Source organism: Microbispora sp. NPDC088329, assembly GCF_040685655.1.
In the GTDB taxonomy this organism is placed as follows: Bacteria; Actinomycetota; Actinomycetes; order Streptosporangiales; family Streptosporangiaceae; genus Microbispora.
Genome location: NZ_JBFBIP010000048.1, coordinates 1 through 14,006, shown reverse-complemented (window position 1 = coordinate 14,006; position 14,006 = coordinate 1). Strand labels below are relative to the sequence as shown.

14 protein-coding genes are annotated in these 14,006 nt (G+C 68.7%); 8 read left to right on the top strand and 6 right to left on the bottom strand.

Annotated elements, in window-relative coordinates; all coding sequences use genetic code 11:
• Window positions 1-501 precede the first annotated feature (501 nt).
• Window positions 502-1,134, bottom strand: coding sequence for a ParA family protein (locus AB0O28_RS39420; protein WP_363648087.1), 633 nt, complete (start codon window positions 1,132-1,134; stop codon window positions 502-504).
• Between the two features lie 164 nt (window positions 1,135-1,298).
• Here AB0O28_RS39420 and AB0O28_RS39415 point away from each other — a divergent pair, with 164 nt between their 5' ends.
• The 3 genes from AB0O28_RS39415 (at window position 1,299) to AB0O28_RS39405 (ending at window position 2,974) form a co-directional block, all read left to right on the top strand.
• Window positions 1,299-1,955 carry an RNase adapter RapZ gene (locus AB0O28_RS39415; protein ID WP_363648085.1) on the top strand — a complete coding sequence of 219 codons (657 nt, stop codon included), beginning with the start codon at window positions 1,299-1,301 and terminating at the stop codon, window positions 1,953-1,955.
• 27 nt (window positions 1,956-1,982) lie between these two features.
• Window positions 1,983-2,207, top strand: coding sequence for a hypothetical protein (locus AB0O28_RS39410; protein ID WP_363648083.1), 225 nt, complete (start codon window positions 1,983-1,985; stop codon window positions 2,205-2,207).
• Between the two features lie 107 nt (window positions 2,208-2,314).
• Complete coding sequence (locus tag AB0O28_RS39405; protein ID WP_363648081.1) at window positions 2,315-2,974, top strand: NUDIX domain-containing protein; 660 nt, start codon at window positions 2,315-2,317, stop codon at window positions 2,972-2,974.
• A gap of 191 nt (window positions 2,975-3,165) precedes the next feature.
• On the opposite strand, the gene AB0O28_RS39400 is transcribed toward AB0O28_RS39405, so the two are convergent.
• The 5 genes from AB0O28_RS39400 to AB0O28_RS39380 all read right to left on the bottom strand — a co-directional run bounded on the left by AB0O28_RS39400 (window position 3,166) and on the right by AB0O28_RS39380 (window position 9,084).
• Complete coding sequence (locus tag AB0O28_RS39400; protein ID WP_363648079.1) at window positions 3,166-3,828, bottom strand: hypothetical protein; 663 nt, start codon at window positions 3,826-3,828, stop codon at window positions 3,166-3,168.
• Between the two features lie 2 nt (window positions 3,829-3,830).
• Complete coding sequence (locus AB0O28_RS39395; RefSeq protein ID WP_363648077.1) at window positions 3,831-7,286, bottom strand: hypothetical protein; 3,456 nt, start codon at window positions 7,284-7,286, stop codon at window positions 3,831-3,833.
• Window positions 7,287-7,478: 192 nt separating this feature from the next.
• Window positions 7,479-8,195 (bottom strand): DNA cytosine methyltransferase, encoded by a 717-nt coding sequence (locus AB0O28_RS39390; protein WP_363648075.1) that lies wholly within the window; start codon window positions 8,193-8,195, stop codon window positions 7,479-7,481.
• Between the two features lie 411 nt (window positions 8,196-8,606).
• Complete coding sequence (locus tag AB0O28_RS39385) at window positions 8,607-8,753, bottom strand: hypothetical protein (protein ID WP_363648073.1); 147 nt, start codon at window positions 8,751-8,753, stop codon at window positions 8,607-8,609.
• Between the two features lie 166 nt (window positions 8,754-8,919).
• Window positions 8,920-9,084, bottom strand: coding sequence for a hypothetical protein (locus AB0O28_RS39380; RefSeq protein WP_363648071.1), 165 nt, complete (start codon window positions 9,082-9,084; stop codon window positions 8,920-8,922).
• Window positions 9,085-9,356: 272 nt separating this feature from the next.
• Here AB0O28_RS39380 and AB0O28_RS39375 point away from each other — a divergent pair, with 272 nt between their 5' ends.
• From AB0O28_RS39375 to AB0O28_RS39355, 5 genes are all read left to right on the top strand, one after another.
• Window positions 9,357-9,554, top strand: a complete 198-nt coding sequence (locus AB0O28_RS39375; protein ID WP_363648069.1) for a hypothetical protein — start codon at window positions 9,357-9,359, stop codon at window positions 9,552-9,554.
• Entirely contained in the window at window positions 9,547-10,713 is a 1,167-nt protein-coding gene (locus tag AB0O28_RS39370) for a hypothetical protein (protein ID WP_363648067.1), read from the top strand. Before AB0O28_RS39375 ends, AB0O28_RS39370 begins: the two co-directional genes overlap by 8 nt.
• Before the next feature lie 84 nt (window positions 10,714-10,797).
• Window positions 10,798-11,112: a hypothetical protein gene (locus AB0O28_RS39365; protein WP_363648065.1), complete on the top strand. Its 315-nt coding sequence runs from the start codon at window positions 10,798-10,800 to the stop codon at window positions 11,110-11,112.
• Window positions 11,109-11,498, top strand: coding sequence for a hypothetical protein (locus tag AB0O28_RS39360; RefSeq protein WP_363648063.1), 390 nt, complete (start codon window positions 11,109-11,111; stop codon window positions 11,496-11,498). Before AB0O28_RS39365 ends, AB0O28_RS39360 begins: the two co-directional genes overlap by 4 nt.
• Window positions 11,491-13,425 carry a hypothetical protein gene (locus tag AB0O28_RS39355; protein ID WP_363648061.1) on the top strand — a complete coding sequence of 645 codons (1,935 nt, stop codon included), beginning with the start codon at window positions 11,491-11,493 and terminating at the stop codon, window positions 13,423-13,425. Before AB0O28_RS39360 ends, AB0O28_RS39355 begins: the two co-directional genes overlap by 8 nt.
• Window positions 13,426-14,006: the final 581 nt, after the last annotated feature.

Genomic DNA, 14,006 nt, shown 5'->3' with positions numbered 1-14,006 from the left:
GGGAAACATCGGCCGTCCGGCCGGGGGTCACCCATCCGGAACGGCCCGGACCGGCGAAACAAACGTCCGCGAATGCAGGTAAAGCAGCGAAACTCGATAAACAATTCTTCCGGACACATAAAGAATCGCCCCCCGCTCGACTGCGGGAGGCGATTTCAAATCCCGAGAGTGTGATACGTCTGGGCGTCTAGACGTCTTGAAGTCTCGCAACCAGCGCACCGTAAACCGCGCGGTTCTCCGCCGCGAGCTTGATCAGTGCGTCAAGTACGGTCGCCTTATCGAGCTTGGCCCGGCCCAACTCTCGCCGTAGCTGCAATATCAGCTCATCGTGTTCGATCACCTGGTCAGGGGTGAGTCTCCACGTGAAGGCGGTACGGGTGTCAGAGGTCGCTTTCGGTGTCTTGACGTCTTGACGTACAGGCGTCGTGACGTCAGGAACAACCTCGTCAGCGTTCGGGGGAGTCGGGGCCGCTGTGCGGAATCTCCTCTGCTGTGCCATCGCTATTCGTCCTTAAGCAACTCATCGGCGAGGGCGTCATACGCGCCGAGATCATCAGGGACGGTGCCCCATACATGGGCATACTTCTCCCGGCCCTGCGGGATCTCCGTCTCCAGCACGTGATAGCCATCGGCGGTCAGGTCCCTCCGGGCGTCCCGTGCGCTCCCCTGGTAGGCGGCCGGGACCCGGGTCAGGAGGACCGACATGCGGACGCCTGTTGGGTCCACGATGGAACGGGTGGCCGGCAAGCGGGACAGTTCCCCCTGTTCGGCCCCGCCCGGAGAGATGACCCGGTCCGCAGCTAGGACGACTTGCCGCAGGACTTCGGGGGCCTCTCCACCTACGTCGACCAGGACGCGGCCCGCTCCGGTCTCCCGCTGCTGCTGCCGGATGAACGGCACCAGGAGGCCGAGCCGGGGCGTCCACTGTGAGACGTGGAACGGGAGTTCCCCGCCATCGGCGTAAACCCGGGTCGCCCAGTCGGTGACGCCCTGGGTGCCGTGGTCGGCATCGATCACTAGCACCTCTTCCCCGCGTCGGGCCAGCGCGAATGCCAACATCATCGTTGACGTGCTCTTGCGGACCCCGCCTTTGAGCATGGAGATCAGCCACAACGGCGGGCGGTCTTTGGCCATGCCTGCGCTCCTTTCTGCCTGACGTCTAGGCGTCTGTGTCGGTTCGACGTCTTGACGTCTCGACCGTAGCCCGAGAGTGGCCCTCTGGCCAGGATCGCCTTACTTCGCTCTCTAGGTGTGTCGAATCGCTCGACATGTCTAATGACTCGACATAGTCTCTAGGCATGAGCAACGAAAGCCCCCGCGAGGCGGCCCTTAAGGCCCTCGCACAGTGGGCGACCAGTCAGAAGAGCGTCCGGCCCCGGCTCACTGCCGCCGCGTGGCGAGCCGGGGAGCGCAACGTCCGGGCCATCGCACGCGCGGCCGGAGTCTCCCGCGACACGGTGTATGCGGACCTGACCGCTGAGGGCGTCGACTACCGGGACCGCTCGCAGGCCCCGGCAGAGGAGACCGTGACGACGCGCCCGGCTGGGTCGTACCTCCTACAGGTCTCCCTGACCACGTACGGGGTTCTGCACCGGGACCCCCCGGAGGAGACCGGCCTCGCGGTCAACCTGACCCGAGCCCTTCGCAACCCGCCGGAGGACCCGGACGTCAGGGAGCGCATGATCCAGCGCACGGGGCTCGACCCGGAGGTGCGCGCCTACGTCCTCGACACCCCGGGAGCGCTCGACATCATCGGGCGTACGGCCGACCAGTTGCGGACCCTGGTCGACGGATGGGGAAACCCCACGGGGCAACTCGTCCGCGGCTTCGTCTTCTGCAAGGGCGGCCGGCACCGGTCGGTCGTCGTCGCGGAGGAAATCGCGACATGGCTCCGCGCCGGAGGCTACGGCGTGGAGGTCGATCACCTCGACATCACCAAGCCCGTTGTCATCTGACCTCAGCAGAGAAAGGGACTCGATCTCATGAACATCATCAACGGTCGGATCGTGGGAGACGCGGAGGACTACGACGGTGACATCGGCACCGTCATCGGGGGCGAGCCCGGGGGGGCCGTCCACCTCGGAAAGGGAAACATCATCTCCCAGACCTTCGACGGCCCCGGCGTCATCGTCGTGAACGGGACCACGGGCGGGATCTCTCAGACCTTCGTCACGAAGAGCAAGGGCAAGGGCAAGGGCAAGAAGTAGCAGGGCGGGCGCGGCCGGGAATCCGCCCCGGCCGCGCCCCGATCACCCATCGCACCTCTCAAAGAACGAAAGGGATCACACCCATGATGGACCACAGGACAAAGCCCGTGACCGGCGGAATCGAGTACACCGACCCGGACGTGCTGACTGCCGGCGCACGCGGGGAAAGTTGGGCCGACCCCATCACGGACCCGGCTCTGATCGACTGGCCCGCCCGTCAGGCCCGCGCCGCGATCCCCTTCGAGGTGGTCGACGGCCGGCCGCTCAACCCGTTCGCCCCGACCGGCATCCGGTACGGCCGGAACGAGCTCGGCCACTGGGGCGAGCGCCAGGCGGCCGACGCGATCGTGACCGCGCACCACGGCGGGCGCCGGTGGTTGCTGATGGTCGAGCGGGACGACGACCACGGGTGGGCGGTCCCCGGCGGGATGGTCGACCCCGGGGAGACCCCGGCCGCCGCCGCCGTCCGGGAGCTGGCCGAGGAGACCGGGCTTGTCCTGCCCGGGGCCGCGTGGCAGGTGATGCCCGCGCGGTACGTCCCCGACCCGCGCGCCTCGGACGAGGCATGGATGGTCACGACCCCGGCCGTGGTCGAGCTGGGCAAGGTGGCGGACCTCCCGGCCGTGGTTGGGGCCGACGACGCCCGCCGCGCGGTGTGGGTGCGCGCCGACTCGTACGACGACCTGACCGCCTACCTCGCGGACACCTACGCCGGGGACGTGTTCCGGGCACACCGGGCCATGCTCGCGGAAGTCCTCGCGGGCTGACTGGCGAGACTGAGGAGGAACCGTGAACGAGGACACATGCGAGCACCGGCGGACGTCGTTCTTCAATAACAGGACTATCGAGATCTGCGATGACTGCGGATTCATTTGCTGGGAGGACTTCGGATAGTCCTTTCTAAAAGAAGTGGCCCGGAGGGGAAACCCTTCGGGCCACTTCTTTTATCGCGAGAGCCTTAGTATTCGATGGCCTCGATATTCGTGATGGACATGCCGGGCACGTAGTAACTGAGAAGCTTATTCAGCTCTTCCCCGGCCGCTTCGGGGCCCTCTGCAACGAGCCGATCTATCAGCGCTCCCAGAGAGCTTTCGGGGATGCTCTGCCCCGGGCTGATCCACCGGTCCCGTTCGTCGTCGGAGACCCGGACCGTGCCGTAGAGCCGGAGCCCGACCCCGCCCGCGCCGAGACGGTCGATCCCGCTCCAACTCTTGGCCCCGGCCGCCGCCGATGCGTCCCCGCCGGCCTGGGTCTGCGGTTGGGTCCCCGGAGGGACGGGGGCCGCTCGACCGGCCGCGCGCATTTTCTCGACCCGGCCGGGCTTGAGTCGGGCGGCCCGTTGGGCGGCTGCCAACTTGTCCGCGTGGTTGCCCCGGGCCGTGTTCGTGGCCTCCTGCTGACCCTTGGCCCATTTCTGAACGGTGCGGACACTGACCCCCACCTTTTCGGCGAGCTTCCGCTTTGCCTCGCCCTCACTGCGGGCCTCTCCCTTGCCCATGAGGCGCTTTAGGGCGTCCTTGACGCGCGCTTGGGTGGTCTTCCCCTCAGAGCGCGGGGAAAGACCGGTGAGCGTCGAATACAGGGCTTCCCCGGCACCCATGGGGCGTCGCATCTCAGGCATGCTCAGCCCTCCTTGCCGAGATAGTCGGTCATCGTCATGACGTGCTTAGGCGTGAACGTCCCGAGCCCGGCCCCCATGGCCGGGTCGTACAGGGGAAGCCCGGCCGGGCATGCCGTCGCAGGGTCCGGCCCGGCCGCCGCGTACCACAGCGCGTCCGTGTCCACCCGGAGGGGCCAACGGCCGGTCTCCCGACCGATCTTGATCGCCTTGCGGAGAAGGTTAGCCCGGCTCTGCGCAATGATCGTGTCCGACCAGTCCGGGCGCACGATGTACGCGGTCCCTCGCCGGAGCATGCCGACCATCTCGCGGTACGTGGCTTTCAGCGCGTCCCGCACGGCGGCGTCTTCGTTTTCGACGTCGGCCGGGATGCCCGCGATGCCGTCGCGGATGCGCTCGACCGGCCCGCGCAGCAGACGCGCCGTGTGGCCCTGACGGCCGGCCGACAGCCACGCATCGGTGATCGCGTCCTCCGGCATTCCGTGGTCGATCAGGAGTCGGACCGTGGGCGTCGTCAGCCACGCCGTACCGTCACCGGCCCGGCCGGTCAGCGGGGGCAGCATCGGGTACGGCTGCCACTGACCGGACACCAACCAGTAGCCGGCCCGCGAGGGGTCGAACCCGCCGGGGGTCCCGGTGTGCTCCAGCCGGTCGACGGCCAGATCAGCGACCCCGGCCGCCGCGAGATAGGCCATCCGGGCGTCATAGCCGATCACCCATCCGGCGGACCGTTCCTCATCGGTCGCCGGTCGCGACCAGACGGCCGCGTTCTCCTGCACCTCTGCGGCCGGGCTCCCGGTGCCGTCCCACTTCATGAGCGGCGGCCGTCGACGGCCCCGCCGGGCCCCGCTGTACTCGTGGCGGATCATGTTCACACCGGAGGTCCCGGCCGTCATGACGTACGGCACGCCGGTCCTCTCCCGGTACGCCTGCAGAAGGTAGGCGGCCGTCGCCGGGTCGTGGTCGGCCCTCAGGTACGGCGCACCGGACACGCCCATCTTCCGGGGGTCGAGCCAATCGAGAACCACCACGGCGAGAGACGGCCGCCCGGCCCCGTGCCAAATCGTCCACGCGCCGACCCCGGCCGCGCTGCACTCCCAACCGTCCGCACGGGCCGCCTCGACCGCCCGGCAGTCCTGGTGCTTTTTCGCGGGCCCCTTCCGGCCCGGCCGCGCGTTGTCCGGCCTGGCCGGGTAGCCGAGCCCGGCGGCCACGGCCGCAGCGAGGGCGACCGTCCCGCCCTCCGGCATCAGCTCGACCAGCCGGGCCAGAAACGCGGGCATGCTCGCGTAGGCGTCGCCCGGGTCCTCCGTGCGTCCATCGCCCAGCACCAGCCCGTACGTGTCGGCTCCGATCGCGAGGACCGGCCCAGCCGGGGCCGTCTCGACCCGGGCCGGAACTTGGGCCGGCGGATCGCTCTTTGCCGCCTCGATTACGGGTTGAGCTGGGGAAACGGAAACCGCGGCTTGCTCCTGGCCCACGTGGCCGGGCTCGACCGGTCCCGGCGTAGTGTCCGGCCCGGCGGCCGGGCGGGGGGCCAGAGGCGCGGCCGGGGCCCCGCCGTCTTCCGCCTGATCGGGCCAAACCACGTCCGGCCGGAGGATGACAAGCCGCGTGGTCTTGTCGTGGCCCTTCAACCGGACCTGATGGGACGTCTCCCGGCCCCGCTCCCGGGAAGGGATCAGAGCTTTGCCACGGTGCAGGGCACGGGCCAGCGATTCGGAGGTGTACCCGGCGGCCCGGGGGTCTCCGTTGGCCCGGACAAGGTCATGCAGCGCGGTGGACCGGACTCCGATCCCTCCCCGATCGGGCAGCCAATACAGCGGCGGGCCGCCGCCCTCCCATGCCGTCCGCCCGAAGTCGTCGCGGCCCGCCTGCCGGAGGCCCATCTCGGTCGCGGTAAGGCCCTCCGGACCCAAGCCAGGGCCGACGTCCCCGGCCGCGTCCGCGATGTGCGCCCGCCGTTCCATCAGGGCCCGCCGGATGATGTCGCCCACGGCCGCCGCGAGGTCGTCGGTCGCTACCCGCCGGTCCGCCATCGTGTCCGCCTGCTCTGCCAGGGTCCGGGCGACCGGCTCGACCACGGCCGCGAGCAGCGGCCCCGGCTCGACCCCGGCCGCGTCCGCGATCAACACGAGACCGGCCATCATCCCGGCCGCCGCGTGGATCACTCCGGCCATGCCGTCCGCGCTGTCCGCCCAACCGGGGGCCGCGCGGTCCACGGCCGGCCCCAGCACCGCGAGCGCGGCCCGCTCAGCGTCCGCCAGGAGTGCCCCCGGATCGTCCGCCGTTCCAAGCCGGGCGATGATCCGGTCCCCGATCGTCCGCAGGGCCGCGCCGACCCGTTCGGCCCCTCCCTGCCCGCCTTTCGCCACCGGGGCCCACCAGCGCACGTTCGCGGACCCGGCCGCGAGGTGCAGCACCACGGCACGCCGGTACAGCGACGCCTGCATGCCCCGGGGAAGCTGCTGCGCGGTGATCACGGGGATTGAGCGGACATAGCGGCGGTCCATCGCGGTCAGGTCCCGCCGCCTCCGGCCCCTGATGGCTTCCTGGTTGCCCACGGGCCGGATGATCCGCTCCAACATGTCCCGGGCCGCCCGCTGCTCGACCTGTGAGGCGTCCGCAGTCAACGCGAGGTCGTCGAGCAGCGTGGGCATGTCGGCCTCTGCGTCGACACTCATTTCGAGGTCGGTCACGGTGTCGTTGAACCGGGCCGTGACGACCGGAGGCCAGTCTCCGGAGAGCATGAGCATCCGGCCGGCCGTCGCGGTGCAGGTCTTGCCCGCGTTCGGATCACCCCAGATGACCAGGGCCGCAGAGACGGGCCGGATGGACTGGCCCAACGATCGAGCCCCGGCCGCGAGCCCGAACAGTGGCGCCCATCCCCCGGACTCGACCAGCTCGACCAGCGCGGCCCGTACGCCGTCCGGCTCGACCGGCTCGACCGGCCGGGCCGCAGACGCCAACCTCTCCGGCATCCCGATCAGGTGAGCCCGGCCATTCTCCGGCCACGTCCGGCCGTCCGCATAGACATAGATCCGGTCCCCCTCCGGCGTGCCGTGCCAACCGGTCCGGGTCACCGCGAGCACGCGCGGGAGCTGCGCGCCCTGCGAGGTGATGACGTTCGTCAGGACGTCCCGGATGTTCCGGGTTCCGGTCCCGGGCGTCGCGATGCGGTGCCACACCTTGTGCGTGGCGACGTCCTCATGGGAGACCGTGGCCGTGTCCTCCCCGACCGTCAGCCGGTAATAGGTCTCCCCGGCCGTCCCGTCCTCCCGCAACGTCACGAGACGTTCGGTCACGACCGGGCACCAGTCGAGCACCGTGGTAACCCGCTCTTCGTCGCCGGACCCTTTGACGATCCGGCCGGGATCGAGCTGGTAGGACCAGCCGGGGGAGCCGGGAACGGGGGTCAGCCCTCGCGGGTGACGAAAGGGGAGAACGGGGGCCGCTGTCATCGAACGACCCCCAAGGCGTCACAAGACGCGCGGGCATGGCACTGCAAATGCAGCAGCGGAGTCACGTAGACTCTCCTCCGTTGATTCTGTGGTGAGGCCCCGCCTCCGGAGCTTCTAACTCCGGGTACCAGGTGGGGCCTCATGCTTTTAAGGATCAGCAGACTACGCCTCATCTGTGGGGCCTGTGGGGCGCTAGAAGAGCGTGTCGGCATGCGTCCGGCCCCCCTCTCCGGAGACGAGACGGATCAAGCGCTCCCCGATCCACCTCGCATAGGCCGGCGGGATCGCCTCCGCGATCTCTTTGCGCACGTCTGTCCAGTCGATCCCCATAGCCTCCTGCCATTCCGAGACGGAGCCCTTGCCGCCGCCCTCGCCGTACACCGCGACGTAGGGACCCGGGTAGTAGACCCCATGACGCCATCCCTGCACGCGCCCTCTGTGACGCCTGTGGATAGGCGGGGAGACGGCCCATCCCCCCAGCTCGAAATGCCGGTGTCGGAGGACCCTGAGCCCGAACATCTCCCCGCACAGGGTGACGTCTCGACGGATCGGAGCCCGGCCCTGAGGCTGCTCGATCACATACGGCCGCCCGATCTCCGACAGCAGGGCCCGCGTCGGGGGAACCAGGTCCGGATACCGCTCCCGCCGGCCCTGGTTGGTGCCGGCTGTCAGCGCGCAATCGTGCTGGCATGGGGGACTGGCGTGGATCACGTCGAATTCGCGGCCGTGCTCCCGAACGAATTCCAGCGCGTCACCGTGAATGAAGACGTCACCGGAATAGCGCGGTTGCGGGGCCACATCGATTCCCGTCACATGCCAACCGGCCATCTGGTAACCGCGGGTTGCCCCTCCGGCACCACAGAAGAGGTCGAGCAGACGGGGCCGCCGGTCAGAACAGGACGTCAGCATGTTCCGCCTCCCGCCTCTGCTGCTTCTGCCGGCGAAGCCGGGCCGCCGAACTGACCGCGCGGTCCCAGCACTTCGGGCACCAGGCGACCAGTTCGGCCGGGTCACTGGTCGGGATCTTCCTGAGGGGGTCGGGCCCCGGGTCCCGGGGGGCCGCGATCAGACGCGCGGCCGTGCTGTCCACGATCGGGCAACGCCCCTCGTGAGAACGCCTATCGGCCGGGCACCCGGTGTGCTCGCACTGGTAGCCAGCACGGCGCATGACCGTCTCCCAGACGGCGGTTCCGACCAGCGGGGGAGATGAGTGATCTAGCGGGAGCTGATCCATCGGCGCACCTTCAAACGAGATCATCATTGGTGAGGTTCCGGCATGGGTGAGGCCCCGGCCGGAAGGGTCCGGCCGGGGCCAACAGATCAGCGGGAGTCGGTGAGGTGGGCCGTACGGACCACGGAGGGGGCCTTAACCGGCGGGGCCGGGTGGGTCGTGTTGTACTCCGCGAGCAAGAGCCCGGCGAGGATCGCGAGGACCACGGGCACGGCCCGGAACAGGAAGCGGATCACTTGACGTCACTCCCACACCGGCCGCAGCGGCCCCGCTTGGACGTGACGCCCCCGCACCCCCCGCAGGACAGGGAGGGCTGACTCGGACCGTCGTTCGCCGCTTTCGGCCATTCACCCTTGCGCGAGGGCTCCGGGGTGACCGACTCGTTCGCGCCCTTCTGGCCGTTCACCGGCTGGTCTCCCGTCCGGTCTCCCGGCCCTCCCGGACCATCCGGTCGTACTCGTCCCGGCAGTTGCCCGGCTCCCGGCCCGGCCCCCAACGGCCGGTACGGTCCCCGTGGTCCACGCGCGTGATCGTCACGCGCTGCGCGGGCTCGTCGTTTCGGGGCATGATGGACCTACCACCTTTCACGGTTGGTCGGCCCGCCGGACTGTCTGCCAGGACCACCGGCGGGCCTTTCTGTTGTCTGCGTGATCACAAGATGAGATCTTGTGATCGACGTGCGTTGGTCACGTTGCCAACGGGTTCACCACCCATGCGAGGCTGACCAACGCACATCAGCATGGCACCGCTTGCCACTGTTGGCAACAGCGGCAAGGTGTGTCATGCTTGCCAACATGACGAGAACAGCGCACGCCCCGCCGTGCAGTAGGAGCAATCACATGGCCCAGAGGGCACCCATCAGCCGTCTCCTGGTCTCCCCGGAAGTCGTGGCAGAGGTGGACTCCAACCGCATCGAGGTTGTGATCAAGACCCGCCGGGAGTGGACGAAGACGGCCGTTCACGACGCGATCATCCGCGTCGGGCTCCGACACCTTGACGAAGTGGCCGAACTGCTGATGGAGGCCCCTGATGATTGATCACGTTTCGCCGCGCTGGCCTCGCCGTTGGCCTCTCGCGTTCCTGGCACTCCCGGCCGGGGTCGCGACCTGGTCGGGTTGGGTCGGGCTCGGAGAGATGACCGGGTTCGGGCCGGTCAAGCCCCTGCCCGGCATCGCGGACGAGCTCACGATCAACAGCGCGGTAACGCTCCCCATCGGGGTCGAGGCTTACGCCGCGTTCGCGCTGTCGGCCTACCTGACCAGCGCGCCGATCTCCGGCACGACCCGGCGATTCGCCGGCTGGTCGGCCCTCGCGGCGCTGGTTCTCGGCATGTTCGGTCAGGTGGCCTATCACCTTCTGGCCTCGACCGGCCGCGACTCCGCCCCCTGGTGGATCACAACTCTTGTGTCCTGCCTGCCCGTGCTGGTGCTGGGGGCCGGGGCCGCCCTCGCCCACATGCTGCACAGGGACCGCTCGACCCGGACCCCTGAGCCTGTCGAGTCCGTCGAGCTGGTCGCGCTGGTCGAGCCCGACCCGGACCCCTCAGGCCCCAGACCCGGCAAGCGGGCCGAGCCGGTCGAGCTGACCCCGGCCGACCCCGCCGGGCAGGGTCATGACCCTGACCCCGACCCCGTCATAGTCCCGGCCCCCCGGCCGGTTCCGGCCCCCGCGCTGACCCCGGCCGGGGTCAAGGTGGCCCCCGGTGACCCCGCCGGGGAGGGTCACGACCCCGACCCCGACCCCGCGCGCCCTGTCCGTTGGCGCGACGTCCTCACGATGCTCGACGCGGTCCCCAACCCCCCTGACCCTTTCGAGGTGACCCCGACCCCGGCCAGTGACCCCGGCCCGGCCCCGCTCGCGGTGTCGTTCCTCGCCCCGGAGTGCGACGACTCGGACGAAGACGAGTACCTGTCGGAGCCGGAGAACGCGGCAATCCTTGACGCCCTGCGCGGTGACGCCCTCGCGCGTCCGGTGTTCCTGCTCGCACGGGCTCCGCACGACTCCGACAAGGTGCGGATTGCCCTGACCGCGCTCGGGTTGGATGCCAGTCAGGGCGAGGTCATCGCGTGGCTCGCTGAGCGCGGGCACGCCGTACAGCCGGAGAACGTCAAGACCGTGCTTCGCAGGGAGCGCGCCAAGACGACGCCCCCTGAGCCCGTTGCGCCGGTTCTGCAGCTTCACAGAGGGTCGGAGTGACCCGTACAAAGCCCCGGGGCCAGCGCCTCGATTGCACCCGAACGCTGGCCCCGGCCACCCTCGCCACTTCAAAGGAGCAAGAGCATGAGCATTCTCTCACTGGTCGCCGTGGGCGCCGGAACCTTCGGGGCCGGGCTGTTCCTCGGTGCGATCGTCCTACAGCCCCGGGTTGGCCCCTGGTACGGCCGCCGGCCCGAACGGGCCGTAACGCGCGTGATGCCGGAACTCCAGCGTGACGCCGCAGCGTTGCAGGGTCGCGTGACCCTGTACGCGGTCACTGAGCGGGGCCTGGCCCCCGTGACTCTCGCACTACCCCCGGCCCTGTCGGCCGGGGCCGACCTGACCACCTACGTCCCGGCGAGCCATGCCGGGGCGATCCTCCCGGAGGTGCAGTCATGAGCGGGATAGATCTGTGGACGCTGACCCTGCCCGTGGTCCTGGTGGGGCTGTTCATCCTCTGCGCGGTCCTGGTGGCCCTGTCCGCGGCCGTGCTCCGGCACTGCGGCGGGGCCGCCCTGGTCGTGCGTACGGCCCGGCCGGGCTCGACCGGCCGGGGGTGGACCGTCGAAGAGTTCGGGCTCGGCTGGTCGAGCCCCGCCGGGCCGGTCGAGTGGGTCCGGGTCCGGATGACGTGGCCTGAGGCTGCATCGTGGGCCGCCCAGACGTCTAGCCGTCCCGACGTCGGCCGGGCATGGGTCGACGTCCCCACCTCAGACGGCCGGGTCACGTGCTGGCTATGGGAGTCCGGTCTCCAGACACAGCGGTCGGAGGTGGCCCATGTCTGAGCTGATCGACATCGTCCGTCACGTCGCTGACGCCCTCCGGGCCGCCATCCCCGGATTCGACCGCTGGTTTTGGCTGGCCCTGTTCTTCGCTTCCCTGGTGCTGGGAGCCCGGCACGTGATCCAGCACATGAGGCACGGCCGGGTCTCCATCGGCGGGGCCACGATCGGCACCAAGAGCCGGACGGACGAAGGGGGGGCAACGATGTTCCGGTCAGCCGAGAGCGTTGCCCGGCGGCCGTCTCTGAGCCCGTTCTACGGCCGCCCTGCGTGGCTCCGGATGCTGCCTTACCCGGCGCTCGTGGTCCTCGCGTGGCTGTGGGTCTACGCCCCGTGGGCACTGGTCACTCTGGCCTTCTGCCTGACCGCGTACGCGGGCCTGCGCATCTGGCAGGCCCTGAGCACCGCCCAGCACCGCCGCGAGATCGTGAGGCCCCTCGCGGCCGTCCTCGCTCCCGCTTTGGAGGAGCGGCCGGCCCGCATCCTTGAGGGCATCGTGCTCCCGAAGAACTGGCAGGACGATGACGCGGAGGTCGTCATCCCTCTGCCGGATCACCACCGGCCCGACCAGATCTCACAGGCGGCCCGGCTGGTCGCCGCCCGGTTGGGCGGGGACTGGAATCACGCCCGAAGCGGACACGCCCCCTACACCCTGACATTCCGTCACAAGCCCGCACCTCCGAGTTACTTGGAGTTCCGCGACGTCGCGCCGTTGCTGAGGCAAGGCTCCCTTGAGACTCCGCTGATGGGGCTTGGTTGTGATCTCGCCCCTCTCCGAATCGACTTTGGCGGGGCCGTTGCTCACCTCGGACTGTCAGCCGGTACCGGTGCCGGAAAGTCCACCCTGATTCGCCTTCTGGTGATGCAGCTAGCGTTCCACGGAGTCCGCGATTTCGTGGGTATCGACTCAAAGCTAGTCTCATTCGCCGGGCTTGAAGGCGTCCCCGGAATGCGTATCTACAACGGCGAAATCACGGAAATGTGGTCCGCTATCGAAGAAACGCGATTCGAGATGGACGACCGCTATAACTATCTCGCCCGGAACCCTGACGCCAAGTTCCCCCCGAAGTTTCTGATCCTTGAGGAGCAGAACGATTTCGCCCTAGAGACGAAAATCGTTTGGGAGGAAATTAAGAGCAAGGGTGATAAAGCCAAAGCCCCCGTCTGGAATGATATCGCGCGTCTTCTGTTGAAGGCTCGACAGGTCAATATCCGCCTCATCGGCGTGTACCAGCGCATGACAGCGGAGGTCGCCGGAGGGGCCAGCGATGGAACCCTGCGCGACATGTACGGAGATAAGGGCCTGTCGCGATTCAGTCACCAGGCTTGGGATTCCCTCGTGGGTACTCGGCCGCGTGCTCAATCGTCGGAAGTGCAAGGCCGTTGGGTCCACGTACGCGGGGGCCTTCACCGTCAAGTACAGGTGCCGTACGTCACGAGCAGCGACGTTATGAATTTCCTCGATACGGCCCCTCAGGTCACCTATCAAGGTCACCAGGTTCCCCTCATGCAGCCCCGGCCGGAGCCTCTGCCGGCCGCGTCCCCTCAGGCTGTCCCCCCGAAGGCGGGCCGCCGCCCTTACGAGATCGCGGGGGCTCTGGGGGACTCAGGGGACGGGGACACGCCTCAGACCGAGGATGGGACCGTGGTATGGCTCGCGGACCGTCAGAAGCGCGCTCAGAGCTTCACAGGGACATTCACGCAACCGGCCCCGGCCGCGCCGGAGAAGCGTTACACGCTGGAGGAGGCGTGCGAATCCGGAATCATCCCTCTGAGCTATGAGGCGGCAAAGAGAAGGCGGACCCGGGCCCGTGACGCGGGCCGCCCCTTCCCGGACGGAATCAAAGAAGGCCGCGCCACCGTCTACACCGCCCGCGAATTGCGGGACTGGTGGCAGACCGAATCCGAAGCGGAAAAGAAGTCATCCTAGACGGAACGGACGAAGGGACTCAGCAGATGGACCCGAAAGAGGCTGTCGCCAAGCTGGGAGCAAAGTGGAGCCCGGACATTGACGCCTACGCGGCCGGGGAAGTGGACGCCTCACAAGTCCGGTGCGCACTCTGCACTCACGCCCCGTGCGACTGCCCGGAGTTCGGAACTCCCGCGTATTTCGCACTGATCGACCGGCGCCACGGCAAGAAGTAAGCGCGGGCTGATCCCGCAGGCACGCGAACGGGCAATCACACAGAGCCGGAGGAGACAACCGTGATCGCGATCTGTAGAAGATTCCGGGCGTGGCTCGAATGCCGAGGATGCGGCCAAGCTTTCGAGACCGGAATCATCGGAGTACCGAAGACGTGGACCTGTACTGAATGCGGAACCCACAACGAAGTGAAATAAGTCCGCACCTCATAAGAATCGCCTCCCGCAGTCGAGCGGGGGGCGATTCTTTATGCGTCCGGAAGAATTGTTTATTGAGTTTCGCTGCTTTACCTGCATTCGCGGACGTTTGTTTCGCCGGTCCGGGCCGTTCCGGATGGGTGACCCCCGGCCGGACGGCCGATGTTTCCC

Coding starts and splice junctions, on each gene's coding strand:
- AB0O28_RS39420 (WP_363648087.1), bottom strand. CDS start 1,134: ATGGCCAAAGACCGCCCGCCGTTGTGGCTGATCTCCATGCTCAAAGGC.
- AB0O28_RS39415 (WP_363648085.1), top strand. CDS start 1,299: ATGAGCAACGAAAGCCCCCGCGAGGCGGCCCTTAAGGCCCTCGCACAG.
- AB0O28_RS39410 (WP_363648083.1), top strand. CDS start 1,983: ATGAACATCATCAACGGTCGGATCGTGGGAGACGCGGAGGACTACGAC.
- AB0O28_RS39400 (WP_363648079.1), bottom strand. CDS start 3,828: ATGCCTGAGATGCGACGCCCCATGGGTGCCGGGGAAGCCCTGTATTCG.
- AB0O28_RS39395 (WP_363648077.1), bottom strand. CDS start 7,286: ATGACAGCGGCCCCCGTTCTCCCCTTTCGTCACCCGCGAGGGCTGACC.
- AB0O28_RS39390 (WP_363648075.1), bottom strand. CDS start 8,195: ATGCTGACGTCCTGTTCTGACCGGCGGCCCCGTCTGCTCGACCTCTTC.
- AB0O28_RS39380 (WP_363648071.1), bottom strand. CDS start 9,084: ATGCCCCGAAACGACGAGCCCGCGCAGCGCGTGACGATCACGCGCGTG.
- AB0O28_RS39375 (WP_363648069.1), top strand. CDS start 9,357: ATGGCCCAGAGGGCACCCATCAGCCGTCTCCTGGTCTCCCCGGAAGTC.
- AB0O28_RS39370 (WP_363648067.1), top strand. CDS start 9,547: ATGATTGATCACGTTTCGCCGCGCTGGCCTCGCCGTTGGCCTCTCGCG.
- AB0O28_RS39365 (WP_363648065.1), top strand. CDS start 10,798: ATGAGCATTCTCTCACTGGTCGCCGTGGGCGCCGGAACCTTCGGGGCC.
- AB0O28_RS39360 (WP_363648063.1), top strand. CDS start 11,109: ATGAGCGGGATAGATCTGTGGACGCTGACCCTGCCCGTGGTCCTGGTG.
- AB0O28_RS39355 (WP_363648061.1), top strand. CDS start 11,491: ATGTCTGAGCTGATCGACATCGTCCGTCACGTCGCTGACGCCCTCCGG.